Annotated in this window: 19 protein-coding genes; 10 read left to right on the top strand and 9 right to left on the bottom strand. The window is 59.2% G+C overall.

What is annotated here, in order from left to right; all coding sequences use genetic code 11:
* Nucleotides 1–67: 67 nt before the first annotated feature.
* Both QW379_08915 and QW379_08910 read right to left on the bottom strand, forming a co-directional pair.
* On the bottom strand, nucleotides 68–5,881 hold the full coding sequence (locus QW379_08915) for a CARDB domain-containing protein (GenBank protein ID MEM2870517.1): 5,814 nt from the start codon (nucleotides 5,879–5,881) through the stop codon (nucleotides 68–70).
* Between the two features lie 168 nt (nucleotides 5,882–6,049).
* A complete protein-coding gene (locus tag QW379_08910) occupies nucleotides 6,050–6,703 on the bottom strand; it encodes an MBL fold metallo-hydrolase (protein ID MEM2870516.1) in 654 nt (217 codons plus the stop codon).
* A 90-nt stretch (nucleotides 6,704–6,793) separates the two neighbouring features.
* Between QW379_08910 and QW379_08905 the strand changes: the two genes are divergently transcribed.
* The 5 genes from QW379_08905 (at nucleotide 6,794) to QW379_08885 (ending at nucleotide 14,632) form a co-directional block, all read left to right on the top strand.
* Entirely contained in the window at nucleotides 6,794–7,015 is a 222-nt protein-coding gene (locus tag QW379_08905; GenBank protein ID MEM2870515.1) for an LSM domain-containing protein, read from the top strand.
* A 51-nt stretch (nucleotides 7,016–7,066) separates the two neighbouring features.
* A complete protein-coding gene (locus QW379_08900) occupies nucleotides 7,067–8,047 on the top strand; it encodes an NDP-sugar synthase (GenBank protein ID MEM2870514.1) in 981 nt (326 codons plus the stop codon).
* Nucleotides 8,048–8,277: 230 nt separating this feature from the next.
* A complete protein-coding gene (locus QW379_08895) occupies nucleotides 8,278–9,396 on the top strand; it encodes an aminotransferase class I/II-fold pyridoxal phosphate-dependent enzyme (protein MEM2870513.1) in 1,119 nt (372 codons plus the stop codon).
* 436 nt (nucleotides 9,397–9,832) lie between these two features.
* Nucleotides 9,833–11,698, top strand: coding sequence for an Ig-like domain-containing protein (locus QW379_08890; protein MEM2870512.1), 1,866 nt, complete (start codon nucleotides 9,833–9,835; stop codon nucleotides 11,696–11,698).
* 99 nt (nucleotides 11,699–11,797) lie between these two features.
* Nucleotides 11,798–14,632: an Ig-like domain-containing protein gene (locus tag QW379_08885; protein ID MEM2870511.1), complete on the top strand. Its 2,835-nt coding sequence runs from the start codon at nucleotides 11,798–11,800 to the stop codon at nucleotides 14,630–14,632.
* Between the two features lie 85 nt (nucleotides 14,633–14,717).
* Here QW379_08885 and QW379_08880 read toward each other — a convergent pair whose 3' ends face one another.
* On the bottom strand, nucleotides 14,718–15,464 hold the full coding sequence (locus QW379_08880; protein MEM2870510.1) for a hypothetical protein: 747 nt from the start codon (nucleotides 15,462–15,464) through the stop codon (nucleotides 14,718–14,720).
* A gap of 137 nt (nucleotides 15,465–15,601) precedes the next feature.
* Between QW379_08880 and QW379_08875 the strand changes: the two genes are divergently transcribed.
* Nucleotides 15,602–16,840, top strand: a complete 1,239-nt coding sequence (locus QW379_08875; protein MEM2870509.1) for a M20 family metallo-hydrolase — start codon at nucleotides 15,602–15,604, stop codon at nucleotides 16,838–16,840.
* 21 nt (nucleotides 16,841–16,861) lie between these two features.
* Here QW379_08875 and truA read toward each other — a convergent pair whose 3' ends face one another.
* On the bottom strand, nucleotides 16,862–17,674 hold the full coding sequence (truA, locus tag QW379_08870) for a tRNA pseudouridine(38-40) synthase TruA (protein MEM2870508.1): 813 nt from the start codon (nucleotides 17,672–17,674) through the stop codon (nucleotides 16,862–16,864).
* Between the two features lie 208 nt (nucleotides 17,675–17,882).
* On the opposite strand from truA, the gene QW379_08865 reads away from it, so the two are divergent.
* Together QW379_08865 and QW379_08860 are read left to right on the top strand one after the other, a co-directional pair.
* On the top strand, nucleotides 17,883–18,248 hold the full coding sequence (locus QW379_08865; GenBank protein ID MEM2870507.1) for an LSm family protein: 366 nt from the start codon (nucleotides 17,883–17,885) through the stop codon (nucleotides 18,246–18,248).
* Nucleotides 18,249–18,450: 202 nt separating this feature from the next.
* The gene (locus QW379_08860; GenBank protein MEM2870506.1) at nucleotides 18,451–19,185 is read left to right on the top strand and encodes an RNA methyltransferase; all 735 of its coding nucleotides are present in this window, start codon (nucleotides 18,451–18,453) and stop codon (nucleotides 19,183–19,185) included.
* Between the two features lie 42 nt (nucleotides 19,186–19,227).
* Here the strand turns inward: QW379_08860 and QW379_08855 are convergent, their stop codons facing one another.
* The 4 genes from QW379_08855 to QW379_08840 form a co-directional block, all read right to left on the bottom strand.
* A complete protein-coding gene (locus tag QW379_08855; protein ID MEM2870505.1) occupies nucleotides 19,228–19,971 on the bottom strand; it encodes a hypothetical protein in 744 nt (247 codons plus the stop codon).
* Nucleotides 19,968–21,002, bottom strand: a complete 1,035-nt coding sequence (locus QW379_08850) for a hypothetical protein (protein ID MEM2870504.1) — start codon at nucleotides 21,000–21,002, stop codon at nucleotides 19,968–19,970. Before QW379_08850 ends, QW379_08855 begins: the two co-directional genes overlap by 4 nt.
* 80 nt (nucleotides 21,003–21,082) lie before the next feature.
* Entirely contained in the window at nucleotides 21,083–21,517 is a 435-nt protein-coding gene (locus tag QW379_08845) for a hypothetical protein (protein ID MEM2870503.1), read from the bottom strand.
* Nucleotides 21,480–21,665, bottom strand: coding sequence for a hypothetical protein (locus QW379_08840; GenBank protein MEM2870502.1), 186 nt, complete (start codon nucleotides 21,663–21,665; stop codon nucleotides 21,480–21,482). Before QW379_08840 ends, QW379_08845 begins: the two co-directional genes overlap by 38 nt.
* 70 nt (nucleotides 21,666–21,735) lie before the next feature.
* On the opposite strand from QW379_08840, the gene QW379_08835 reads away from it, so the two are divergent.
* On the top strand, nucleotides 21,736–22,044 hold the full coding sequence (locus QW379_08835; protein MEM2870501.1) for a hypothetical protein: 309 nt from the start codon (nucleotides 21,736–21,738) through the stop codon (nucleotides 22,042–22,044).
* 455 nt (nucleotides 22,045–22,499) lie between these two features.
* Nucleotides 22,500–22,625 carry a hypothetical protein gene (locus QW379_08830; protein MEM2870500.1) on the top strand — a complete coding sequence of 42 codons (126 nt, stop codon included), beginning with the start codon at nucleotides 22,500–22,502 and terminating at the stop codon, nucleotides 22,623–22,625.
* 39 nt (nucleotides 22,626–22,664) lie between these two features.
* Here QW379_08830 and glgP read toward each other — a convergent pair whose 3' ends face one another.
* Complete coding sequence (glgP, locus tag QW379_08825) at nucleotides 22,665–25,226, bottom strand: alpha-glucan family phosphorylase (GenBank protein ID MEM2870499.1); 2,562 nt, start codon at nucleotides 25,224–25,226, stop codon at nucleotides 22,665–22,667.
* Between the last annotated feature and the right edge of the window lie 354 nt (nucleotides 25,227–25,580).

The raw sequence follows: 25,580 nt of genomic DNA, 5'->3' as shown, positions 1-25,580 counted from the left end.
AGTATAGGGTGCATGCGGGAGGGGAGGGGATGAGGCGTTGTGGAGGAGGTGATTCTCCGTGGGCTATCTATTTCCTGAAGATTTCCTCCTTTCCCCTAACGAGCCACACAGCGGAGAGCACGAGAATAAAGAAGAGGATACCCACGGCCGCTATTGTCAGAGTGTCTGTTCGAATCAGCTGCTCCTCCTTTACTGGTCTGACGACTATTACCGCCTCCGAGACCGCAGTCGCTCCTTGGTCGTCTGTGACACGGAAGCGAATCATATAGCGTCCGGGGGTGTGGAATACTGCAGTCACATCGCCCGATATCGTTGAGTTGTGTTCGTAGACGCCGTCTCCATTCAAGTCCCACTCATACAGGGCGATGTAGCCCGGGACGCGAACTCCGCCCTCAAGGATTACGTCGGGGTCGTCGGCGTGGGGATGGAGTTCGATTTTGTCGCCGGCGGTTATCGTCCTGTTGCCACCGGCGCTCGCGATGGGAGGGTGGTTGGCTGGGATAAATAAGGTGAGGTCATTGTCGGTCTCGAAGTCCTCCGCCAACCGCCTTCGCGGGTCGAGGCGAACGCTCACGTTCAGGTCCGCAACCGGCGCGACCCAGGCGAGCTCGACCACCGCTTCGCTGTCATTGGCCAGCGGGGGGACCGGAACCGTCCTGAGGAGCTTTCCATTGAGGATGACGTCGGCGCTCGAGGCGCTGAGGTTCTCGAGGCCGTCATTCTCGAACGTCATGAAAAGGGTGACCGTGTTGACGCTGGCATTCCATCTCCCCGTGTTCTGCTGGGAGAATCTCAGGCCGGTGAGCCTGAGGTTGAGGAGGGTCGGTGTATATGCGCTCCTCCATAGGGGGAACGAGACGTCCATTCTGTTGTTATTCTCCCTGGCTTCGAGGATGGAGTCGCCTGTATCCACCTCAACGGAAAGGGTGTGGTTGCCGGGCACGAGGGGCCACCTCCAGGATACCAGCGTGCTCGAGTTGGCCCGCAGGCACGGAACCATTGTCCGCCCCACTAGGCGCGCGTCGGCGCTCAGCGAGACCTCGAATGCTCTCCCGGCCGCCCCGGTACCCTCGTTGCGGATTTCTGCGAAGACCGTGACGATGCTCTCGTTGTCTAAGTGCCGCGTCCATGTGATGTTCGCAATAGTGAGGTCGGGGTAACTGAGGTGGAGTCCCTCGAGAAGGGAGTTACCCGATTTCTCCATCTCGATTATTCTATTTCCGGCGTCGGCCACGGCCAGTAGCGTGCTCTCTCCCGCCTCGGCCTCGACACGAGCGGGGCAGACTGTAGTGTGGCCAGAGAGAAGGCCACGGAGCGGGAGCTGGGAGCTAAGGATGCCGTTTATGTAGAGCTCTCCCGGCGACGTCGAGAGTGTGTCGCCCGGACCTTTATTCTCGATGAGCACAAAGATGGGGGACTTGAGCCCTGGCGTCAAGCTCCATTTTACAACTCCCGTAATTTGCAGGTTGGGTCGGGGGACTTCAATAATATCCTTGAGTGCGTTGTTCCCGGTTTCCCATTCCGGAATCCGGCGAGAGGGGTTGACGGTTACGGTTAGTGAGGTGTTCCCTCCAGTCGCTGTCCAGGGGAAGCTTATGACTGCAGAGCCTCCCGGCAGGAGGCCCAAAAGGCTACTCTGGATGTTGGATGTTCCGACGATGACCTCCCTCCTTGGGTTGGTGGGGTCAGGCGCCCGGCTCTGGAGCTCGAGCAAGGCCTCGCTCCGGCCGAGCAGGGAGCCGTTGCCGAGATTGGTTATCGTGGCGAGAATCATTGCTTGCTGCCCTTCGACCGGGCTGGGGGGGAGGAGCGCCCAGCGCTCGACGACGAGGTCGGGCCGGGAACCCTCGAGCTCGGGTAGGGGGAGGAAAGGGGCCGTGGCCGCGTTGTTGGATTCATCTGCCTCCGGAAGCTCTCCGGATGGGTCAGCGGAGACGGAGAGAATGCCGGGTGCGGCCGCCTGAGCCTCAAAGTATAGCGTGGTTGCTGTTCTCGCTGTAAGTCCCCTCAGGCTCACCGTTTCCGCGGGCCTTCCGTCGATGAGCAGCCGAGCCGATACTGTTCTCAGGGTTGGTCCCCCGATATTTTCGAGTTGGGCAAAGACTGCGAAGCGGCCCGTCTCCCCACCAAGCCTGACTGTGGAAATCCTCTCGATAGTGAGGTCTGGGTGCTCGACTGACGGACCGTCCCGTTGCTGCTCGTTGTCCCCCTCGTTTCCCTCGGGCACCACACCCGTGGGGTCGACCACAGCCCTCACCCTGTGCCGGCCCGGCGTGGCGGTCCAGCGGGCGGTTGCGACAGCGGTCTCGCCTGCTGGGAGGCCTCCGATCACGTCGCTGGAGAGGATTCTGCCGTCTACGAAAAAGGAGACCTGAAATGGCTCAGTGGTGTTGCCCACCCCAGAATTCAGAATCTCTGCAAAAATCCCCACCTCCTCCCCATCCACAGCATAGGACTGGACTCTCAGGCCAACGAGTGAGAGCTCGGCCGGTGGCGTCGCTTCTTGACTCAGGTAGGCCAAGTTGTTGGTCTCGTCGAGCTCCTTGACAGCCTGCGTGCTGTCCACCCTGACAGAGTATAAGCGAGGCCCGGCGAGGACGGGGAGCCTTACCGAGACAGAGCAAGAGGCCCCACCAGGCAACCCTCCGAGTCTCTCGGTCTTCAAAACGGTTTCGTCCACGGAGAAGGATACGTAGAAATCCCTGAGGGTGGTCTCGCCTAAGTTCAGGACATCGACCGAGGCGATGCACTCCGCGCCTACGACGGGCGGTCCTGAAACCGTCAGGTTTTGGACGGTGAGGTCTGGAAGGCTAACGTTGATTGTCGCCAGTCGGAGTCGATTGTTCTCCTCATCCAACTCGATAATCTCGCGCCCAGGGTCCGCAATCACGGTCACAGTGTGGTTCCCGGGAAGTGCGGTCCACTTGGTGGAAAGGGGGTGGGTCGCGCCGGAGAGGAGACCTTCGGTCTGGGCGGAGCCCGCAGGAAAGCCGTCGACGAGAAAAATTACAGTCACGCGTCTCACAGTCGGCGCTCCTGCGTTGCGGATGGTAGCGGTGATTCCGACGGTGTTTCCCTCGTCCGCCTCGCGGATCGCGGTTATTCCAGTAACCTCGATATCGGGCGGCCGAACGGTTATTTCGGCCGTGGCCTCGTTGTCTTCCTCGACCGTCTCCGAGACTGAACCCTCGGGGTCCACAACTGCCCTCAGTCTATGGTCTCCCGCCAGGGCACGGAATGAGAGAACTTCGCTCATGGATGCGCGCGCGGGAAGGCCGCTGAGCTCTCTCATCGTCTCGAGGACACCGTCGACATAAAAAGAGAGGGTGAATGCCGCCCGGGTTGGATTTGGTTCCAGATTCTCAACGCGGCAGAGAACACACACCGTCTCTCCGTCATGGACAATACTCTGTATGGGAGCTAGCTCGGAAACAACGAGGTTCACTGGGCCCACGATGAGCGCTAGAGAGGCACGGTTGTTGTCCTCTCGCGTTTCGGGAATCTCTCCGTCGGGGTCGACGATAATTGTGAGCTTGTGGGCGCCGGCACTCGCCTTCCACTCCAGCCTAGCCATGCCCTCACCCGCGGAAACCACGGCCTGGCCCCTCGCCGCGATCCTTCCATCAGCGACTAGAGCGACCTCTACCGGTGCCGGGGGCCCGGTGGCGGTTCCCGCGGCACAAACAGTAACAATCACGGAGGCGGTTTCGCCGTCCACAGGTGTCTCGGGAAGCAGAACCGGCTCTCTGACGAAATAGTCCTGCGCCGGGGGCGCCGGAGCCTCCACGCCAGTGGGGAAAAGACGCGTCAGGCGGTTGTTAGCCTCGGATAGCTCCGCCACTCGGTCCAGTGGGTCGACAACCGCGCTTAGGCTCAAAGAGGCCGATGGGAGAACGAGGCTGAAGCTGATTGTGGCGTTCCGGCCAGACCCGAGTCCACCCAGCTCGAGAGTGCTAGTGGCAGAGGCGTTGGCGTAGAGGGTTATCGAAACGGGCGTGGTCAGGTCTCCGGGCCCTTTGTTCTCAACCCTTACGCTGACGTTGAGCCTTTCTCCCGCGCCCGCGCCGGGTGGGAACCACTCCATCTGGCTCACGGTGATGTCGGGGAAGGGGACGCCGGTTCTTATCGAAATGCTGTTGTTGAGTTCGTTGGCCTCGGCAATTCTCTGCTCGGGATCAACCACCGCAGTCAGTTCCCCCTCGCCGGCCTCTGCAGTCCACCTCATACTCAGGATGCGGCTTGACCCGGCCTCGAGGCCGCCAAGGACTTCTGAGGCAACTTCCCTCCCTTCCCAGTATAGCCGGGTCAGGAACATCCTTGAGAGGTTGCCGGGGCCGGTATTTCGAATCGAGACCCTGACCTCAACGGACTCTCCGGCGGAGGGCGACGAAGGGTGGAGGGTGAGATTGGTCGGAGTGAGGTCGGGCATCGGGACGATAATGGGGAGGCTGAGGGCGTTGTTGCTCTCGTTCAGTTCGTGAACAGTGTCGTGAGGGTCTGCGACGACGCACAGCTCGTGGGCCCCTCCAGATGCAGTCCAGTTGAGACTCAAGTTGCGGGCCTCTTGGGGCCCTAGGCCGTTGATGGTGGTTGCATCGGCGCACGAGCCGTCGATGTAAAGGGCCACCACGAACGGTGCCCTCGTTCCATTGTTCGCGCTGTTGCGGACGCTCAGGCCGACCCTCGTCACCATCCCGTCAGAAGGGAGGGCGGGGGTCCATTGGAGCCCCCCGAGCGAGAGCTCGGCCATACCGATTCGGACGGAAGTGAGGGCGTGATTGTTGCTCTCGACCGCCTCTAGTATTTCGCCGCTCGCGTCGGCATCGGCCCGGACCTCGTGGTGGCCCGCGACAGCCCTCCACCGTATGGAGACGCTACGGCTGGACCCCGAAGCCAGCCCAGCAATGTCGACGGCGCCTGCGCTGACGCCGTCCACTGTGAAATGGACCTGGAATGTGTCTGAGGTTGAGCCAGAGCCAAGGTTTGTGACCGTAGCATTGAGGAACGCTATCTCGCCCTCTTCGGGCTCAGGCGGGCTGATAGAAACCGAGGAAACCACGAGGTCCGGGTAGTCTGCGCCGAGCAGAACCACCGCGCGGTTATTGGTCTCGTTGGTCTCCCTGAGTGAGTTCCCTGCATCCGCTTCTAGGAAGAGGGCCCGGCTCCCCGAGAAGGCGGTCCAGCGCAATGTTGCGAGGGCCGACGCGCCTGCAGGAATCGGGCCGACGAGCTGGCGAGGGAGCGGGGTCTGGTCCACCGAAGCAGCAAGTACAAAGGCCCGTCCGGCGGAGCCTGGACCCCTGTTCCTGAGCTCGACATTTATCGTCACCGCATCGCCATCCCTGAACCGGATGGGATACCAACTGACATTCTGCACAACGATGTCAGGCGAGGGAACGCTGAAATAGGCAACCCTCCAATTGTTCGTCTCGTTGAGCTCCGGAATCAGGCCCTGAGCATCCACGACCACGAGGGCCTCGTGTTGGCCGGAGAGCGCGGTCCATGGAATTCCCACAGTAGCCGAGCCGCCCTCGAAGAGCCCGCCGATAATCGAGCTCCCTTGGGGAACGCCGTCGATGAAGAGTTCGACCGTGACCTGCTGAGTCAGGGCGGCGCCATCGTTGAAGACGGTGGCGAAGAATGTGACCGAGGACATGTCTCCTGGCGAGTCGAGCGAGCGGCTGAGGTTGCTCAGAATCAGATCAGGGAGGGCTGGCGCGCCGGGTGCCCTCTCTGACCCCCTGCCGCTCTGGGGTCCCTCCTCCGAGGGGGCAGGCCCGCTCTCGCCATTGCCCCCGGAGGGCAGGAGGGTAGCGCAGGCGGGGGCAAGCAAGAGAAGCGCCGGAAGGAGCGCCCGCCAGATTCCTCCTCCTCTCCTCATTTTCTCTCCTCCAGCCCCGACCCTGGACCCGGGCGCAGGACCCTCTATCCGGTCGCGTTGCCCCTTTGGTTCGATTGCTCCAATAATGGTTGTTTTGGTATAAGTATTTATAGTAGTTGAGGGCCTCCGGTCCACCCTGACGGTTTTGGTGCACGCGCGCCGCGCCTCTCAGAATAAGCTCCTCGCCATTCTGAGCCCGAGCTCGATGTGGGCGCTGCCGTCTCCCTCTGCGCATGGCCCGTGGCCCGGGTAGAGGTTCCTGAGCCCTAGCGAGAGGAGCCTCTCGAGCGAGGCGATCAACTGTCCAGCGTTCCCTGTTGGCAGGTCGCAGCGACCGACGCCGCCGCCGGTGAAGACCGTGTCCCCGGAGAAAAGGGAGCGGCTCCGGCGGTCGAAAAGGGCCATGCTGCCCGCCGAGTGGCCCGGCGTATGGAGGACCTCGAGGGTGGCGTCCCCGAGCTCTATCTTCTCCCCCTCTCTCACCTCTCTGACCAGGATGGGTCTCTGGCTCTCCCCGAGCCAGAAAGCGCACGTCATCTCCCCATCTCCGTCGGCTAGCGCCGAAGAGTCTGGGGGATGGGCGATGGCTTCCGCTCCAGTAGCCTCCTGGAGGGAGGCCGCGCCACCCGTGTGGTCGAAGTGCATGTGGGTCAGCGCGAGCAACTCCAGCCTTCTGTCCCCGAGAATCGCTCTCAGATCCCTGAGAAGCTCATCAAGCCTCGCGCCGGTGCCCACATCGATGAGGAGGGGCCTTTTGCACTCTAGAAGGTACGCGTTGGCCTCGAGCCCGACTCCGTTGAGCCTGTGGACGCTGTATCCCATCCTCCCAAGACCCAAATTTCCGCGCGGCAGAAATAGATTCCGTCGCAAAAGATTTAATACAAAATCAGCCTTCAGAAGAGGGGGAAGCGAATGGTGATGCCTCACAGTGTCCTCGAGAAGTCCCTCAACAAGAGGATGAGCCTCCTACTCAAGGACAGCCGGTGTCTGGATGGGAAGCTCGTCTCGTTCGACGAGAACATGAACATGGTTCTCGAGGATACGGAAGAGACCACACCGGACGGGACCGTGAGGCGCTTAGGAACGGTGATTCTGCGAGGGAACAACGTCGTCACGATAGCGCTGAAAGAGTGAGCGCAGGCGTTGAGTTGAGTTGGGACGGCCGGGGGTGAGAACCTGAGGGCGGTGGTTCTCGCCGGCGGGCTTGGCACGAGACTAAGGCCCATCACGCTCTCAAGACCCAAACCCCTGATGCCGGTCTGCAACAAGCCCCTCGTTCTCTGGGCACTCGAGCTACTCCCGCCCGAAGTGGATGAGGTTTTTGTGGCGGTTGGCTACAAAGGTGAGTTGGTCCGCAAGTTGTTCGAAGAAATCGGCGGATGGCGGAATCTCCGCGTAAGGGTCGAGGTGGAGGAGACCCCGCTGGGCACTGGAGGCCCCCTCAAGAGACTGGAGAAACACCTCCAGGACACATTTGCCGTCATCAACGGAGACGTCCTCTGCTCCCTGGACATCGGCGAGATGCGCCGGTATCATAAAAAAATGGGCGGGCTAGGGACCATCGCGATCTGGGAGGTGGAGGACCCGGGGCCCTACGGAATGGTCCTGTTGGACGGGGAGGGCAGGATAAACCGCTTCGTGGAGAAGCCAGGACCAGGCGAGGCGGTTAGCCGGCTCATCAACGCCGGGAGCTATGTGCTGGAACCGGAAATTCTGCAATATATGGAAAGCGCCTGGGAGCTCTCGATCGAGAGGGACGTCTTTCCGAGGGTACTTGAAAAGGGGCTCTACGGTTTCAAATTCAGGGGCTACTGGTTCGACGCCGGCACACTCGACTCCTACCTAAAGGCACACGCCTGTCTGATGAAAGGGGTCACGAAAGGGCCGGGGGTCGAGGAGGGAGCGGGTGTGGTGTGGAGGCCACCGGTGCTGACGGGCGATGGGTGCAGGGTTGGCCCGGGCTCCAGAATCGGGCCCGCGGTCTGCCTCGGAAGATGTGTACGCGTTGGGAGGGACTGCACCCTAGAGAACTCGGTTCTGCACGATGGCGCGAGCGTTGGCGACGGAGCGAGGCTGGAGGGCTGCATCGTTGGCGAGGGTGCTTCGGTGGAGGACGGGGCGATAGTGACCGGAAGAATCATCGGGGATGGGGAGAGGGCTGTCTGACGAATGGGTGGTGTCATGGGCGCTGGGGACTCCTCAAAGCCCACCCCAGGAGGGGCTGGAGTGGTCGCCTGGAAAACCCGGGAGCGCGCGCGAGGCCGTGGGGTTTTCGAGCGAGAGTAATACCAATAAAGGATACCAATGAGGTTATCAGGAAGAGAAAGCTCAAAAAGAGTGAGTAATCAAAGAGTGATTAACTAAAAATATGAAGAGAGGGGGAGACAGTGAATTGGATGAGGGGTGGAGGGGGGGCCGGAGGGGGCACGCTCGGGCTGAGGCTCGCGTCCCCATTCGAGCACCTCGAGTGGCTCGAGTCCCACAAGAATGCCAGGCACAACCTCGGCTCTAGCTCCGTTATGACTCTGAGCCTTGAGGATGTTGGGCCCCTCGACCCCAGCCAGCCGGTGGGCTGGGGGTGTCCTGATGGAGACCCGGAGCTTGTGGAGCTGATATCGGAGCTCTATGGTGTCGATAGGGAGAGCGTGCTCGTTACGAATGGTGCGGGCGAAGCCTACACCCATATCATAATGGTCTGTGTGGAGAAGGGCTGCGAGGTTCTTTGTGAGAGCCCAGTGTACAAGCCGCTCGAGACCCTCCCTGAGTTCCTAGGTGCAAGGGTCGTGCGTTTCAGTAGAGCGATGGAGAGCGGCTTTGGCGTTGACGTTGAAAAGCTGAAGGAAATGCTGTCCCGGAAATGCCGGGCTGTTGTCCTGAGCAACCTCCACAACCCCTCCTGTGCGTTGCTCGGGGAGAGAGAAATGAAAGCGATTGCGGAGACCGCACGCGATGCCGGTGCGATTCTCATCAGTGACGAAGTGTATCTTGATTGCCTCAAGCGGGGCCCGGGGCCGGCGGCTTCGCTCGCGGATAACGCAGTCTCGCTCAACAGTCTCTCCAAGGCCTATGGCGCGGGCGGCTTCAGGCTGGGCTGGATGCTCGGCCCGCCTGAACTCGTTCGCGCGGTGAAGCGCCTCCGGGACTACACAACGATTGCCCCGAACAGAATTGGGGAAGAGGTCGCCAAGAACCTACTCAGGCGGAGGGAGGAGGTGCTGGCGAGGACGAGGAGGCTGACCCAGACGAATATAAAGCTCTTTTCAGAATGGGCGGACAGGAGAAAGGACGTTGTGTGGCACAGGCCCCCCGGGGGCACGACCTGCTTCCCTAGAATTTTAAAGAAGACTCCGACGCTCGAGCTCGCTCGACGCCTTTACGAGGAGGAGGGGGCGCTCGTTCTGCCCGGAGAGTTCTTCGGTGCTCCGGGGCACTTCAGAATTGGTTTGGGACAGAATCCAATGGCCACGGGACCGGCGCTCGATGCCCTAGGACGCTTCCTTGACAGAAGCGATTAGTCCCAGCCGCCCCATCACCTGCTCTTATCATTTGCTCGATGAATTCCACTAGTCATTATCATTGAGACCGCAGGGCTATTTTGCGCTGAGTTTTTCTCTCGCTCTCAACGGTCGGGGCCTCGGGACTGAAACGGCCCGGGGAGGCTTAATTAACCGGACTAGAATAGGAATGGAATGCGGAGTTGGGATTAGTATGGATACAAAATTCTGGTTAAAAGAGTATTAAAAGATAAGAGAAAAGCATTTAGAAAAAAGTTGGATATAAAAGGATATAAAAGTTATAGTTTGTACCATGGAATTTATATATAAGTATATGCTAACTATTAGCAAGGTCTGGAAGAGGGGATAGATGACGCCGGGAGGGGACCTAGCTGGCTTTTCGCTCCGGGCTTCGGCGCCAATTCCATTAGCGGCAGTCTTGGCCCTTCTCTTAACTGTGCCGGGAGTTCTTGGCCTTCCAGGCTCGGAAGACACAACAATTTTCCAGTCCACGGGCAGCCCAGGCCCGGAGTTTAGAACCATATGGAGTCCCGGTGGGGAGGTCGGTCTTCAGCTAGAGACCGGAGGCCAACTGAAGATCGTCAGAAGCAACTCCAGCTCACCACAGGGCTGCGGCCTCAATATCTCCATCTCAACAGCAGCCTGGAGGCCAGACGGCACATACGCACTCGTCGTCGGAGAAGTGGGGAGCGTTCTTAAGTACCTCCCTAAGGCGAATGAGTTTCAGGTTATCCCCAGCGGCACCACCGTCAACCTCAACAGCGTCTCCTGGAGACCCGATGGAAGCTTCGCCCTCATCACCGGTCAGAGCGGCGTCATGCTCAGGTTCGACCACGGGACCCAGAGAATCATCTTAATTCCCACCGCTGTTAGCATCGGCCTAACGGATATTAGCTGGAGCGAGGACGGCACGAAGGCGAGCATCAGGGTGGAGGACGGGAGAACGATAACCTATCCGCCCGCATGCCTCCCCCTCCCCCAGCTGGAGCTTCTTGAGCCCTCCGATGGCGCTGAGGTCGCGGGCGTTCTCGCGGTCAGGGGCAGGGCAAGTGTCGAGGCGGGGGAGATCGCCTTTGTGGAGGGTAGGATGGACTCCGGCCCCTGGCGTCAGGCCTCCGGCAGAGCCGAATTCGAGCTCCTGTTCGACACTCGCGAGCTCCCGAATGGCATCCACACGGTGACCGTGAGGGCATGGAGCGACTGCGACGTTTCGAGCAGCGCTTCTGTCAGTATCTGTGTTCGCAACACCTACATTCCGCCCTTCATTATCATCCTCTCTCCAAAAGAGGGAGAAACGGTCTCTGGGATGGTCACGGTCGAGGGCAGCGCCGCGGGGGTGAGTTCCCCTCTGGAGAGGGTGGACTTCCGCGTCGACGGCCACGAGTGGGGGCGGGCACCGGGCGGGGAATATTGGAGGCTCACCCTCGACACGACCACGATGACCAATGGGGTGCACAAATTGAGCGCAAGAGCATGGGACGGGACCGCCTACTCTGTCGCGACCCGCTACATTCTTGTCCATAACGTCATCACCTTCTGCGCCCCAATGCCTGTCTCCCGCCCTGTGTCTGGGGAACCCAAGGAGGGGTTGTCCGGACTCGATGGTGGTGGTGTCTTCGCGCCGGCCATTCGCCCGATTGCGTCGTATCCCAACACACGGAATTCTGCAACTGAAATGGAGCGAGCGGCAGCGCCCGCACCGCTCCCTCAACCCGGCACGGGATACCCTGATGGACCCGCACCGCTTGCGCCTTCCGCCCTCTTGCCGGCATGTCTGATGCTCGCAATCGGACTGGCAATCAGCACGGAGAGCGGCCGGTTCGCTCTGCTCAAGCTCTTCTTCGTCCCGCTCTACAGCAGAATCAAGAAAGATCGGGTGCTCGACAATTTTACGAGGGGTATGATATATGGATTCATCATGTCCAATCCGGGCGCGCACTATAACTTAATCAAACAAAAACTGGGCCTGAACAATGGCTCAATCGTCTACCATCTGACGGTGCTCGAGAGGCAGGAGCTGATAAAGTCAGAGAGGGTCGGTCTCTACAAAAGGTTCTACCCGGCGGGCAGGAGCTTCGTCGAAGCCGGTCTGATGGAGCTCGACGATGAGCAGCAGAGACTGCTGGATTTGATACGGGAATGCCCCGGGATGACGCAAAGGGAGCTCGCCGAGAGGGCCCGGATGAGCAGCCGCGCCGTCAACTACCACCTCGGCCTCCTCCAGAGAGCGCGCCTGATAACTCTAGTCAGGGAGCATGGAGAGACGAGGTGCTACAGCACTGACAGAATGCCCGTCTGCTAGTGGTACCTACACAACAAACTTTTTATATAGCAAGCCGCTTAAGCTGAGTTTGGGAAACGGACGAGGCTGTACGATAACAGCGAATTTGGAGGGGCTCAGATGAGGAAAATCCTGAGGGGGAGCGTTGTATTATGGGCGAGCGCTTTCATGGTTCTCTCCACGATGGCTGTCCTGGGGAGCGCCGCGGCGGAGGATGCGGCGGACGAGGGTAGCGCGGAAGGGAGGGTGGCGACGCCCGCCCCGCAGTGGAAAGTCGGCGATTTCTGGCGCTACTCATACAGCGGCAGAAGCCAGCAGTGGTCTCAGACAGTAATGTTCCAGACTCAGGGTGGTCAACAGGTTGAGGGCCAGTGTATATACAGCGGAACGATCGACCATTACGAGTACTTCCGCGTCGACGACGTATCGGACCCCATCTGGTATAAGGTTTCAATGGTGAGTGAGACCTGGCAGAACGGGACCTACTACTTTACCGTTCAGGGGCAGCAATCCACGTCTGGGCCTTACAATTTTTGGACAAAAATCACGAGCGTAGGGCCAATAAAGACAAGAAAAACGGATTTGGGGGAGGGCCCCTACAACACACAGCTCGAGTCAACGAATCAGTATGGGTGGACCAGTTGGGGAAAGTGGCTGAACTATACAGGAACAGGAAATCATGTCTATACCTACTCCTCCGGTAGCGGCACCGCGCTCCCATGGTATGCTTTTCCGATGGATGTCAGCAAGACCTGGAGCATTCAAGGGACCGAGGTGGACGACTATACCGAAACATACACCACCACCGAGCCTAACGATGAGGGGCAGTATCTCACCACCACATTTGATATCACAGAAACCTATTATTTCTCCCAGAATCGAATGAGCGGCTCCACTGGAGCCTCCTACGAAACCCAGACCACCCCAGCGGGCTCATTCGATGATTCTTTTAGAATCACCTTACAGGGTTTCTACGATGGCACAGCCACAGGCACCATCACACGAACAGGCTACCCACCCAGAAATGTTAACGAAAACTATCAGAACATGTACTTCTCGACCACGCGCTGGTACTCCAACACCGCCGGAAATATAGTCAATTACAACAGCACGAGCTCGACAACGGGTCTCCTGCTCACTTCACACCATTACACCCCGATTCCGCCCAACTATCAGCCGAAACCCCAGACAGTGGCGGGCCAGCAATATGTTCCGAACATGCCCCTACTCGTCAGGGAGGACGAGCAGACAGCCATTGAGATAACGGTACTGGACGAGGACGCAGGCGACGGTCTCAACTGGACCGTCGAGGTCAAGGGTGCGCCGACCAATCCCGCTGGGGCCGTCCTCATGGACAACCCCCCCACCTTCTCCAGCCCCAACCCTACCAGTGGCGATTTCAACCGAATTCACACCAACAAACTCTTGATAAAGCCAAAGCAGCCAAAGACCAATGACAGGGACGAGTACACCATCATGGTCAATGTGGACGACGGGAAGGACGGAGGCTCAATCAATATCACTTTCAGGGTCAGGGTGCTCAATGTTAACGACAAGCCCGAGGTCGTGAAGCCCGTGCCCGAGGTGTGGATAAAAGAGAACAGCACGATGACCTGCACGACGTGGAAGATGACCGACATATTCAAGGACCCAGACCTCGAGGCCGGGATTATCGAGGAGAGGCTGAGCTTCAGCGCGGTGGTGACCTCCGGGCCACAACTCGACATTAGCATCGAGGACAGCACGGGCCTGATAACCTTCACTGTGCCCGACTACGCCTTCGTACCAAACCCGCCGAGCAGCTGGGAGAGCAATGTCAAGTTCACGGCCACAGACGCCGGCTGCGGGAACCCCGCGAACAAGACCTCCAACTCGACCACCGGCAAAATCAAAATCGAGCACGTGAACCACGACCCCGTTCTCAGCGCCAACGGAACCGAGCTGCTCGAGGAGGGGCTATCATGGGCGGAGGACACTGTGGACACTAGGTTGGACCTGAATAAGGTCTTCAAGGACTACGATACCACCTACGCCGGCGACTCCCTCACCTTCAGCTTCAGCGGGAACAAATACATATCCGTGAAGAATTCGGGTGGGAAAATCACTCTGACGCCGGAGAGGGATTGGAACGGTCGGGAGACTATCAAGTTCAAGGCCACGGACACGTATGGCCGCTCGAAAGAGCTGAGACTAGAGTGCAACGTGCTTCCTGTGAACGACCCACCGAGCTTCTGCGAGACAGAGATGGAGATTCTCTGGGAGGACGAGGAGGCCCTGACGATAAAGGAGGCGACGGGCCCGACAGGCACCCTCAACAAGCTCCTCCTGGAAATCTCCGTGAAGGACCCCGACGCCGGGGACACGCACTCCTGCTCGTGGTACGTGAACGACAGTAGGGGAGATGTGGTCTACAAAAGCCCCAGACCTGTCGCGGGCGACGACGACTACGAGTTCAAGTGCAGCTGGACAGGCCCCTTCAGCGCTTCGGGCAGTCCTTACGAAGTGAAGGTCGTGGTCATTGACCAGAAGGGCGCCACCGCGACCTACATTTGGAACGTCACGGTCATAAACGTGAACCGGCTGCCGTCGATTCGCGTCGACAGCCCTCCGGACAACAAGAGCTACATGAAGGGCTCGAAGGTCGAGTTCAGCGCCTGGGCGCAGGACCCGGACGAGCCAGACATCGAGGGCCTCACGTTCACATGGACCTCGAGCAAGCAGGGTCTCCTCAAGCAGGACCGTGGCCAGCTCGGTGCGCAGTTCACGCTAAAGAACCTGAAGGCCGGAACGCACATAATCACCCTCAGGGTTACGGACAGTGACGGCGGCGAGAGCCAGGTGACCTTCACGGTCAAGGTTCGGGAACCCTCGAGCACGCCCGGCTTCGAGGTCGCCATCCTCGTGGCGGCGGTCTCCGCCGGCGTCCTGCTCGTCGGAATAGGGAGAAGGCGCTGAGTGAAATTCTGGCTCTATTGGGAAGAAGAGAGGTGAACGCTACCGCCGGTTCTGGACCCCACAAGATAGGGGCCCTGGGGGGCACTCAGACCTTCCTCCTCCCAGTGCCGAATAAAAACAGAGAGAGAGCGACCGCCGCCAGCGCCGCGCCCGCCCCCATCCCGGGGATGGCGCCCCCGCCCTCCATATATCCTCTCCCCCGCTCACCGCCCTCGGGGACATAGGGCTGGGGCGTGGCAACCATGTCCTCGCCCACGACTATGTTCGCGCGCCCAAAGACGAGTGTCCTTTTGCCCGCGTCCTCATAGATTCTGAGCCTGATTTCGTAAGAGCCTGGGGGGAGGGAGAGGTTCCCTCGCGCCCTCACGATGCTCCCCGGCTTCCCGGCGGGCTGAATTCTGTCCGAGACACCCCCGTTGATGTCAAAGAGCTGAGAGGTGTTAAACTCGTCAACCCTGAGACTCGGGTTGGAGCGGTTGTAGGCTCCGCACCAGACATTGATAACGCCGCTCCTCCCTTCACCCCTGTTCGTTATCTCAACTTCTACGGGTACGATGGCGCTCTTATTGTCGCCGGATGGCCGGGAGGGTAGAATGGACACATCCTGCGCGCCGACGGAGAGTTCGGCCCAGACCTCGCGCGGCCGGGGCCTGAGGGCCCATGCCACCGCGCCCGCAATCAGCAGCGCGGCGACGACGATGAGCGCAATGATGACCAGCGCGGCCCCGCGGCCCCTTATGGGCTGGCTACCCTCGGCCTGCCTCTTCCACTCTGGTTCCTCGTCTTCCTGTCTTGCCGGTTTAAAAACTGGCTCCGCCGGGGCCCCGCCCACGCTACCACCCTTCGGACTCTCACTCTGGGTCAGCTCATCACCGGAAAATGAACTGGTTTCAACGATAATTAATCTTATCACGCAGGGCTCCCCGAAGAATATATACCCGTGAGTCAATTCTCGACCGGGTGGCGACGATGGACAGGGAGCTTCTGGCGAAGGTTTCGGAGAGAATACAAGCCTGGGAGAGCGAGATGGTCGAGTGCCTCTGCGCGCTGGTCGGGATGCCCGCGATATCACCCCGGGAGGGCGGGGAGGGGGAGGGGAGGAAGGCGGAGTATCTCGAGGGCATGCTGCGGGGTTGGGGCTTCAGCGAGATCGCCCACTACGACGCTCCCGATGATAAGGCGCCCGGTGGCAAGAGGCCCAACATAGTGGTCAGGCTGAGGGGTCTCGACTCGTCCAGAACCCTGTGGGTCGTCGCCCACATGGACGTCGTCCCACCGGGAGACCTGAAGAAGTGGGAAAGCGACCCCTTCAAGGCGGTCGTTAAGGAAGGGAAGGTATATGGCAGGGGCGCGGAGGACAACGGCCAGGCTCTTGTGGCCTCGACGTTCGCCCTGAGGGCCCTGAAGGAACTGGGGGTGACGCCTCCCTTGGACATCGGCCTCATTCTGGGCTCGGACGAGGAGACAGGGAGCGAGAAGGGCGTGATGTACATGATGGACAAGGGCATTTTCAGAGAGGGCGACGTTTTCCTCGTGCCGGATGGAGGGAACCCAGATGGGACCCTCCTGGAGGTCTCGGAGAAGACGATAATGTGGCTGAAGTTCACGGTCGAGGGTAAGCAGTGCCACGGCTCGATGCCTCAGAAGGGCACCAATGCACACCGGGCGGGTATGAAGCTCGCCCTCGCTCTAGACGAGGTCCTGCACAAAAGGTTCGCCCGGAGGAACAGGCTCTTCGACCCGCCCGTCTCCACATTCGAGCCGACGAAGAAGGAGGCGAATGTGCCCAACATCAACACCATTCCCGGAGAGGACGTCTTCTACTTCGACATGCGAATTCTCCCGGATTTCAGGCCCGGGGATGTGGAGAAAGTCGTGACCAGCACGATGAAGAGAGTGGCGAAGCAGACAAAGACGAAAATGAGATACGAGAAGGTCCAGTTCGCCCCGGCCGCACCGCCCACCTCCCCAGACTCGCCCATCGTGAAAAAGCTCGCCGAGTGCGTCAGGGCGGTCTACAGAAACAGGCCCTACGCTGGAGGGATAGGCGGGGGGACATTCGCAGCTATATTCAGGCGCGCTGGGTTCGACGCGGTGGTCTGGTCGAGGCTCGATGACACCTGCCACGGCCCCAATGAGTACGCCCGGATAAAGAATGTCGTGGGGGACGCAAAGGTCATGGCGCTGCTGATGGCGTCTTTCCAATAATTCCTGTGTCCGCTCTCCGCCTCATGGAGGGAATGAGCCGGCGAGATAGCCTGCAAGAATGAAAGTCTGCTCTGCCTCGGCCCTCCTTCTCTCGAGCGCCCGCCTCACGAGCCCTACTGCCCTTTCGTCCCTCTTGAAATCGAAAGAATAGGATACGTCCATCAGGAAGAGCGGCTCCGGCGGCGCAAGTGGGAAATCGGCCCTCTTCTCTGGTTCGTCCAGAGCCGATTTCAACTCGGATAGCTGGAACTCGCCCCGCGAGACCCCAAGCGCCGCCCCTACCATCCTGCGCACCTGGCTCCAAAGGAAGCCTTTAGAAAAAAAGTCGACGGTGATGAAAGACCCCGTCCTCCGTACCCTGACCCTCCTGATGCTCCTGACAGTGCTCCTGCCCTCCGGCCTGCAGAAGTTGCGGAAGTCGTGCTTTCCAACAAAACTTCTCAGGGCACGCTTAAGCTCCTCGTAGTCGCCCGTCTCCTCAACTCGCAGGTGGTAGCGGTACCAGCGCATCAGCGCGTTTCTGGGGCGAAAATCCTCCGGAACTTCAGCAATGGAGTGGAACCAAATGTTCTCGAGCCTCGCGTTGAGCGCAGGAAGTAGGGATTCTCTACGGAATGATGTGTCGAAGGCTATCACGTTGCCGATGGCGCTGACACCCGCGTCCGTGCGTGAGGCTGCGCCGTACCTTATTTCGGCAGGTGAAGCCCCGGAGCGCAGTATGCGGAGACTTTGCAGAGCCGCGATGATATCGCCCTCTACTGTTCTCCTGCAGGGCTGGCGTGCGAACCCTCCGAATTTCCTGCCATCGTATGCGAATTTCAGGGCGAGGCGCATATACACCCGAAGGGCCATAGCAGAAATGTCCTAACTACCTTTCGACTTCTCCGGGGCACGCGCGCCCCAAGGCCCACATGCCAGATGCGACTCCAGTCCCTATCGGGAGCGCCGGCCTTCTCAGTAGAATGAGCACAGTTGGACGGGGGTTGGCTCCTGCAAAACCAAATCCTATATATATCGCCGGACGATATTGGCGCGGGTTGAAATGGGCATCCTGCACAGGCGCCTCAGGGACTACCTGGGGAAGGAGATAATCGTCGTCATGACGGATGGACGCGCCTTCAAAGGTATCCTGACCGAGTTCGACGAAAGCGCTCTGGTGCTCAGGGAGGTCCTGGAGACCGCAACCGGCGAGGTCCGGTGGAGGCCACCCCTCGTTCCCATCCCCACCCCGAGGAACCAGCCAGAAGGTGAGGCGGCCGGTTTCATCACCCTCGGAGACGGCGAAAGGAGCTATGGCCGTCTGAAGGAGGTGGTGATTTCCCCGGCTGGAATTCTCAGGGTCTGGCTCTACCAGCCGGAGGAGTACAGGCCGGCCGGCGCGGACGACATAGGCTCGAGGAAGGTATAGACTTCCAAGCCGGGGTGAGCACCTGCCTAAGAGAACCGGAGCCACTCGAGTCCAAAGGCATCAGCCTAAAGGGGGGGCGGAGGTAGCGGCGGGGGCTTTGCCACCACCAGCGTCTCTGGCTGGAGAAGCGGGTGAGCCGGCCAGAGCCGACCGCGTCGACGCTGTTGCAAGAGGGCGATTCAGCACTGTCAAGGGAGACGGGATGAAAAGCAGCTTTTCCGTTGTTCTAGTGGAGCCCAGATTCTCCGGCAACATCGGTCTCGTCGCCCGAGTGATGAAGAACTTCGGCGTCAGCGACCTAAGAATCGTCGGAGGACCGGAGCTGAAGCCCCAGGCTTGGAAGAGGGCTATGCACGGCCGGGACGTCCTCGCCTCCGCCCGCTTCTTCGGGAGCCTAGAGGACGCACTTCGCGATGTCGATTTAATCGTCGGCACAACGGGGGTCCCGAGCCACACCGACCGCGGCCACCTCAGAATCTCCCTCACGCCCCGCGACCTCGCCTCCCGCGTCCGGCAGATTCGGGGCAGGGTCGCCCTCCTTTTCGGGAGGGAGAACTTCGGTCTGTACAACAAAGAACTCGCGCGCTGCGACGTCCTCGTGAGCATTCCGGCCCATCCCGACTATCCGATTCTGAATCTCTCCCACGCCGTCGCGATTCTGCTATACGAACTCTTCCTTCCGATTGCAAGGCCCCACAGACCGAGAAGGGCTTCCGGTTTTGAGAAGGAAAACGCTCTGAGGATGCTTGGGGAGCTGCTCACCGCCGTGAATTACCCTCCCCACAAGCGAGCCACAACCGAGGTGATGCTCCGGAGAATTCTGGGCCGAGCGATGCTCTCCGAGAAAGAGTTCTACACGCTAATGGGTGTGGTGTCCAGGGCACTTAAAGCGGCCCGGGCCCGGGAGGACTCTGGACGCTCTACGGAGGGATGTTAATGGCGCGGGGCCGGGGAGATACAGGGGGTTGGAGGGAGAAATTCAACGGCCCCGCGCCGCCATCGCCAGCACTCTCTCGCACCACTCCTGAGCCCCGAATCTCCTCTCGAATTCAAGAGAGGCGCTGAGGTACAGGAGAAGAAAGGCTTCGTCGTTCATCTGCGGAAGGTCCGGGAGCATATGAATCAGCGCTGCGCCGAGGCGCTGGGACGATGGAGATAAACCAGATGTCGGCTCGCATGAGCCGGACCGCGGCCGGGGTGTCTCTGCACCACCTATCCTAGGTCCCTCCGAGTCCGATGAATTCCTTGGGATGCGTGGCCGGGGCTTGGCATGTGCTTCGTCCCCTTCCATTCCTCCAGTGACCGTTGCACCTATAACCCCGGGAGGCACAGTCAACGGAGATGTCACGACCCCATCCTTGTCCCTCCCGACAACTCCGATTCCGCTCGGCCTACCGCCATTCTCACAGCCGGAGTGGTGGAGGAGGGGGAGCCCATAGAGGCTTCCGTCCATATCATCCCCGCAGGCTCTCTGAGCAGCCTCAGCGCGTGAGGGCGTCCCGAGCCAGTCCAAACTCATTTGCCTCGTGCTTCTCGGATGGCGGGGCGTGTGGTGGCTGTGGAAAACACTGGGCCTTCCGGTGCTGGATGGCCCCCCGGACCCCAAGTATAGCTCCGGCCCGATGAACTTCCTGCCGGACCTCGCCTCCACCTCCTCTATGATTTTCCTGAGGCTCATTGAGAAGCTTCCCTTCCTGTTCGGGTGGCCACCAGCCTCAGTCATGGTTCGCCCCCGGTTGGAGGAATCAGCAGGGTCTGGCGAGTAGATTTCTGTGGCTGGGATTGTGAGGGCGGGCGCGCATGCGTGTGTGATTGAAGCGTCGGATAGGTCCTCATCCCGGACACGAGTGGGAGAATTCTCTTCCCACTCCCATCCTGGACAGGCCTTGTGCTGACGAGCACATTTGAAGGTGGCATTGGGCTGACTCCACCCAAAACCGACCGAGCTCCGCTATCTGTCGGCTTTACCCATGGAGCTCCGATACAGTCGATCTCGAGAAGGGGGTGGTCCACCGCCTCGCACACGACCCTAGCCTCGCCGGCGTCTCCATCACAGCGGACCATCGCGAGGCCCTCCAGCGGCAGCGCCTCGGCCACCCTCTCGAGTTCGATTATGCTCTTCGAGATTCTCATCCTCTCGACCATCGCCGCTATTCTGTGGATGAGGGGCTGGTCAAAAGCGTCGAAGGCAAGGTTCACCGGGAGCGTGGGCGCCATCGAGAGCAATCTGTCGTTCTCCATAACCATGACCGCCTGAGAGGAGCGCCGGAACTCCTCCAGACCCTCCCTCGCCCTCTCGACCCGCCAACTCTCGATGGAAAAGGGCATATAGGCGACTCCCAGCACCACAGCGCCCATGCCCCCCGCCAGTCTGGCGGCGACTGGCGCTGCTCCCGTTCCAGTCCCGCCCCCCATGCCGGCCACAATGAAGACCACGTCCGGTGAGCCGAGAAGCTCTAGGAATTCTTCTGCGGCCTCTTCCATACATATCTTTCCCAGGACCGGATCCCCATCTATACCGGTGCCGTGAACACGGGACTTCCCGATGAGGAGCTTTTTATCAGCGTCCACGAGCTCGATGTGAATTCTATCGGTGTTCACGGCCATTGTCACCACACCGGGAATTCCTGTGCAGGATACTCTGTTCACAAAGTTGCAGCCCGCACCCCCGACGCCGACCACAACAACTGCAGGCTCACCGCTCTCCGAACCGGGATATAGCCCGGGCTCACCAATTTGCACTCTCTCGGTCATCCCTCACCACCCCTCGCACCAGGGTAATTTTGTTAACCGGGGGCTCCCGCCCCGGTCATGAGCACGAACCGCAGCGCGGGTTATCTTGTCAGATGACTGTCTCTCATCCTAAGCTCGTTATCATGCGCCCTAACCGCCTCAAGGGCGCGCCTGAGTTCTTCCTTATCCCTCTGGACGGCCTTTACCTCGCTCCTTATGAACCTACGGAGGAAGCTCCGGATTATTTCGGGGACACTGGCGCCGCGCCCCATATTCTGGATGGATCTAAGCATATTATAGTCATCCTTGGGAACATCCAGAATCATCCTTTTAATCGCTGGGTCAGGCGGCTCAAAACCCGCGACAATATGTCTCTCAACCATAGGGTCGAGCATGTGAAAGTCTCTATAAAACTCCAGTGCAGCACGCATTGCATCGGCCTTTGTCTCAAACTTCTCTGGGTAGGCCGCAGCCAGTCTTTCATAGAAGGATGCAAGCTCATCTGGAATTCTCAACGAGGACATTGTCATGCTCATATTCCGACCTGCCTCCGGGATAGTCTCCGTAATACAAATAGGTTTTGGCTCTTTCATTTTTGTATTCGTTTTGCATTGCGAGAGCCTTCCTTATTATTTTTATATAAATATTTTTCCATTTAAATGCATTTCTATTTATATTTTTCATTTGAAATGTATTTCTATAAAGATTTTGCTATTTTTATGTTTTAATTTTCGAATTCCGAAATAACTTCCTCTTGGTAAATATAAAAGCTATAAAACCATGTCAATATATGTGGAAGTTTACGAAGAGAAAGCTTAGATGGCTCATCAGGGAGATGGAAAAGGGTAAGGCCTCTGCATATCAACTTGCAAGGATACAGAAGATATCGGAACGTTGGGTATGGGAGCTCTACCGCCGGTATAGGGAGAGGGGCGAATATCCATATCCTAAAAAGCCCGGGGCATCCCCTAAGTTAATCAGTGATGAAGAGAGGGAATATGTAACGAGGGCAAGAGCCAGGCATTCAGCATCCAGAGCGTTTACCATAGAGAAGGCTATTTAGAGTGAGGAGGGGCTCTAAATTCTGCACAATCACATTTAAAAGAGCTTCAAAGAGAACGAGCTGGTGCAGGATGAATCCAGAAAGCAGAGACGCCGGAATTGGGTCCATTGTGGAAGGAGGCACAGCACCTCTTTCTGCCACACTGACGGGATAGAGATTGGAAGTGCAGATGTAATTCTTAAAAAGGACGAGGCTTCAAGGCTTATTGGGGGCGCCGGCTCATAAAAAATGCCATTCCTCAAAATGGTCCAAGAGCCCTTAAAAGTGCTGTGGCGGCTTATGGCAAGCCTAGGCAGCTCATGAAGCGACCATGGAACACAGTTCACATCCTCAATCGAACGGGAAAGTGGAGAAGGCGGCGGGAACTATTATGAAGTTCACCCGGCACTTCGGGGGGTTTGAAAGGGCATTAAACTACTATAACTACAGAGGGCCTCACTGGAGTCTCAGGCGCAATGAGCACTACGTGGCCTGCAAAGAGAAGGGCGTTCATCAGGGAGAACATCAAGATGGTTGCCAGATATGCCCCTGCCTATCTATTGGAAGAGGGATTCATGGTAGAGAGGGGGTCCGGGACATGAACTCAAATCAGCGAGAGGAACTTAATTCAGGACTTTACACTATTTAGCCCAGATAATGAATCCAGGCAGGAATGGGGTTGGTAGGTCCTTGTGTTGTGGAAGAATTCTTATCGTCGCGCCGTATAATCCCGCTTCAGAGGGAGTGAAGGAGCCGGCATAGGTCAATGTTCCGTCGGGGTTCGAGGACACTCTCTCCATCGACACCACCCTTGTCTCCATAAACTCTCCGGAGGGATTTACCCTCCCCTGCACCACCTGCACCACGATGTCCTCCGGCCCCAGTCTCCCGAGGCCTACTCTCGCCCTGACATCCATTCGGGTTCCCACCGTCACCTCGCCCTGGGGCTCGAGTTCCACCCTGTCCACGAAAACCTCATGCCACGAAGCGGCCAGCCTCGACTTCCAGTGGGCGAGTGCCCTCGCCCTCTCAGCCTTGTTGGCCGACAGCTCGGCGAATCTCTTCGCCCCCGGCAGATACATCCTTTCAAGGTAGTCCCTGACCATTCTGTTGGTATTGAAGAACGGGCATATCGTGGCCATGGAGGCCTTCATTTTAGCTACCCAGAGGTTCGGCACGCTGTCCTGCCCCACGTCGTAAAAGAGGGGCGCGATCTCCTCTTCGAGGAGTCTGTAGATATGGGCAGCATCAGCAGCGTCCTGCTGGTTTGAGTCAGGAAACTCCTCCTCCCTCTTACCTATGGCCCAGCCCACCGAGGGTGTGTAGGCCTCATCCCACCAGCCGTCCAGAACGCTCAGGTTAATAGCGCCGTTGGCCGCGGCCTTCATGCCGCTCGTGCCGCTCGCTTCGAGGGGGCGTCTGGGGGTGTTCAGCCACACGTCGCAGCCCTGGACCATGTACCTTGCCACCGTCTGGTCGTAGTCTTCAAGGAAGACGAGCCTCTGGCGGAACAGCTCCCTGCGGGAGTACTGGACGACGCGCCTTATCATCTCCTTTCCTGGGCCATCAAGAGGGTGGGCCTTTCCCGCGAATATTATCTGGATCGGTCTCTTCTCATTGTTCAGAATTGATGCGAGCCTGTCGGGATTGTAGAAGAGGAGAGTCGCGCGTTTGTAGGTGGCGAAGCGCCTTGCGAAGCCTATGGTCAAAATCCTAGGGTCGAGAGTCTCTTCGGCCGCGGCGATTTCGGATGGGGGGGCGCCGCGTGCGATGAGCTGGGCCTTCAGTCTCCTGCGCGCGAATGCAACCAGCCTCTCACGCCTCCTCGAATGGGTGCCCCAGAGTTCCTCGTCTGGTATCTTGTACACGTTCTGCCAAACGGTGTGGTCCGAGGGGTCCTTTATCCACTTTGGCCCGAGGTACCTGATAAGAAGCTCGGCCATGTCCTTGGATATCCACGAGCGGTGGTGGATGCCGTTCGTAATGTGGGAGATGGGAATCTCGTCCGGCGGCACTCCAGGCCAGAGGCCCTGCCACATCCTCCTTGAGACCTTGCTATGGAGTCGCGAGACGGCGTTGGTGGCCCAGGCTGTTCTGAGGGCAAGGACTGCCATTGAGAAGCCCTCCCGCTGGTCTCGTGGATTCTGGCGGCCCAGGCCGAGGAATTCCTCCCAGTCCACCCCCAGCCTCCGTACATAGTCTCCGAAGTATCTCTCCATCATTTCCGGCGGAAACACGTCTATGCCGGCAGGGACGGGGGTGTGGGTGGTGAAGACGTTGCCAGCTCGCGCGAGCTCGAGTGCCTCCCAGAAGCTGAGCTCGTGCTTCCTCATCAGCGACGCAGCGCGTTCGATCGCGAGGAAGGCCGAGTGACCCTCGTTCATGTGGTATATCGTCGGATTGAGGCCCAGCGCCTCCATGAGCCTGACTCCGCCGAAGCCGAGAAGAATCTCCTGCTGAATTCTCATGTCCATGTCGCCGCCGTAGAGTTGGCCGGTTATCCTCCTGTCCGACTCCCTGTTTTCCGGAATATCGCTGTCGAGCAGGAACAGGGAAACCCTCCCGATCTGAGCCCTCCAGACCCTCGCCCTGACCCTCCTGCCCGGCAGCTCGACCTCGACCTGGACCGGTTTGTCCTCCGCGTCCGATAGGAGCATGAGAGGCATCTCGTAGAAGTCGTTTGGGGTGTAGCTCTCACCCTGCATCCCGTCCTCGCTCAGGTACTGCCTGAAGTAACCCACGCGGTAGAGAAGCCCCACACCAACAAGAGGGATTCCCATCTCGGCGCAGGACTTCAAGTGGTCGCCCGCAAGGACGCCGAGGCCGCCCGAGTAGAGCGGGAGGGACTCCGTCACCCCGAACTCCGCGGAGAAGTAGGCCACGAGGGGCCCGGAGGGCCTTCCAAAGGTCCTGTCGTACCAGGTGTCCTGGGTCATGTATTCGTTGACGCTCCTGACCACTCCCTCGAGCTGGGCTATGAAGCCCTCGTCCCTAGCGGCCGCGTCGAGCCGGGGCTGGAGAACGCTCCCGAGCATCTTTACAGGATTGTGGTTGGTCGCCTCCCAGAGCTCCGGGTCGAGCCTCTTGAAGAGGTCCATGGCGTCGTGGTTCCAGGTCCAGCAGAGATTGTAAGCGAGCGGCTGGAGCGGCTTCAGCCTCTCCGGCAGGGCGGCGACGACGGTGACTGTCCTGACGGGCCTCATGACGACACACCTGGGCTTCAGGGGAGAGGCGATTGTATGAAGATAAAGGTTATTGCCAAGATCCTGGAGTTCCCGCGCGGGTACCCCCATTTCCTATGGAAACGACAGCCCAGTTAGTCGGCCTTTAGACTCCATCCGCCCTATAATAGAGCACTACAATCGCATTTTATGAGAATCTGCCGTAGAATTTCCAGAATCGCTCAGTGCTTGCGCTGGGCCTCTGCTCTGGCCGGAGCGGGAGAACCCGCTATGTACGTATTCTCAGGGGCTTGAGTATGCCCAGAACCGTCTCCAGCTTCAGAACGAACTCCCCGGTATCCAGGGCGACCAGCACCTTTGCCCGGTCCCGCGCTT

The organism is Thermoplasmata archaeon (genome assembly GCA_038851035.1).
GTDB lineage: Archaea > Thermoplasmatota > DTKX01 > VGTL01 > VGTL01 > JAWCLH01.
The sequence above is the reverse complement of the archived record's forward strand: the minus strand, read 5'-3'. Positions and strand labels throughout refer to the sequence as shown.

Coding starts and splice junctions, on each gene's coding strand:
- QW379_08915 (MEM2870517.1), bottom strand. CDS start 5,881: ATGAGGAGAGGAGGAGGAATCTGGCGGGCGCTCCTTCCGGCGCTTCTC.
- QW379_08910 (MEM2870516.1), bottom strand. CDS start 6,703: ATGGGATACAGCGTCCACAGGCTCAACGGAGTCGGGCTCGAGGCCAAC.
- QW379_08905 (MEM2870515.1), top strand. CDS start 6,794: ATGGTGATGCCTCACAGTGTCCTCGAGAAGTCCCTCAACAAGAGGATG.
- QW379_08895 (MEM2870513.1), top strand. CDS start 8,278: ATGAGGGGTGGAGGGGGGGCCGGAGGGGGCACGCTCGGGCTGAGGCTC.
- QW379_08885 (MEM2870511.1), top strand. CDS start 11,798: ATGAGGAAAATCCTGAGGGGGAGCGTTGTATTATGGGCGAGCGCTTTC.
- QW379_08875 (MEM2870509.1), top strand. CDS start 15,602: ATGGACAGGGAGCTTCTGGCGAAGGTTTCGGAGAGAATACAAGCCTGG.
- truA (MEM2870508.1), bottom strand. CDS start 17,674: ATGCGCCTCGCCCTGAAATTCGCATACGATGGCAGGAAATTCGGAGGG.
- QW379_08865 (MEM2870507.1), top strand. CDS start 17,883: ATGGGCATCCTGCACAGGCGCCTCAGGGACTACCTGGGGAAGGAGATA.
- QW379_08860 (MEM2870506.1), top strand. CDS start 18,451: ATGAAAAGCAGCTTTTCCGTTGTTCTAGTGGAGCCCAGATTCTCCGGC.
- QW379_08855 (MEM2870505.1), bottom strand. CDS start 19,971: ATGACTGAGGCTGGTGGCCACCCGAACAGGAAGGGAAGCTTCTCAATG.
- QW379_08850 (MEM2870504.1), bottom strand. CDS start 21,002: ATGACCGAGAGAGTGCAAATTGGTGAGCCCGGGCTATATCCCGGTTCG.
- QW379_08845 (MEM2870503.1), bottom strand. CDS start 21,517: ATGAGCATGACAATGTCCTCGTTGAGAATTCCAGATGAGCTTGCATCC.
- QW379_08840 (MEM2870502.1), bottom strand. CDS start 21,665: ATGAAAAATATAAATAGAAATGCATTTAAATGGAAAAATATTTATATA.
- QW379_08830 (MEM2870500.1), top strand. CDS start 22,500: ATGAGCACTACGTGGCCTGCAAAGAGAAGGGCGTTCATCAGGGAGAAC.
- glgP (MEM2870499.1), bottom strand. CDS start 25,226: ATGAGGCCCGTCAGGACAGTCACCGTCGTCGCCGCCCTGCCGGAGAGG.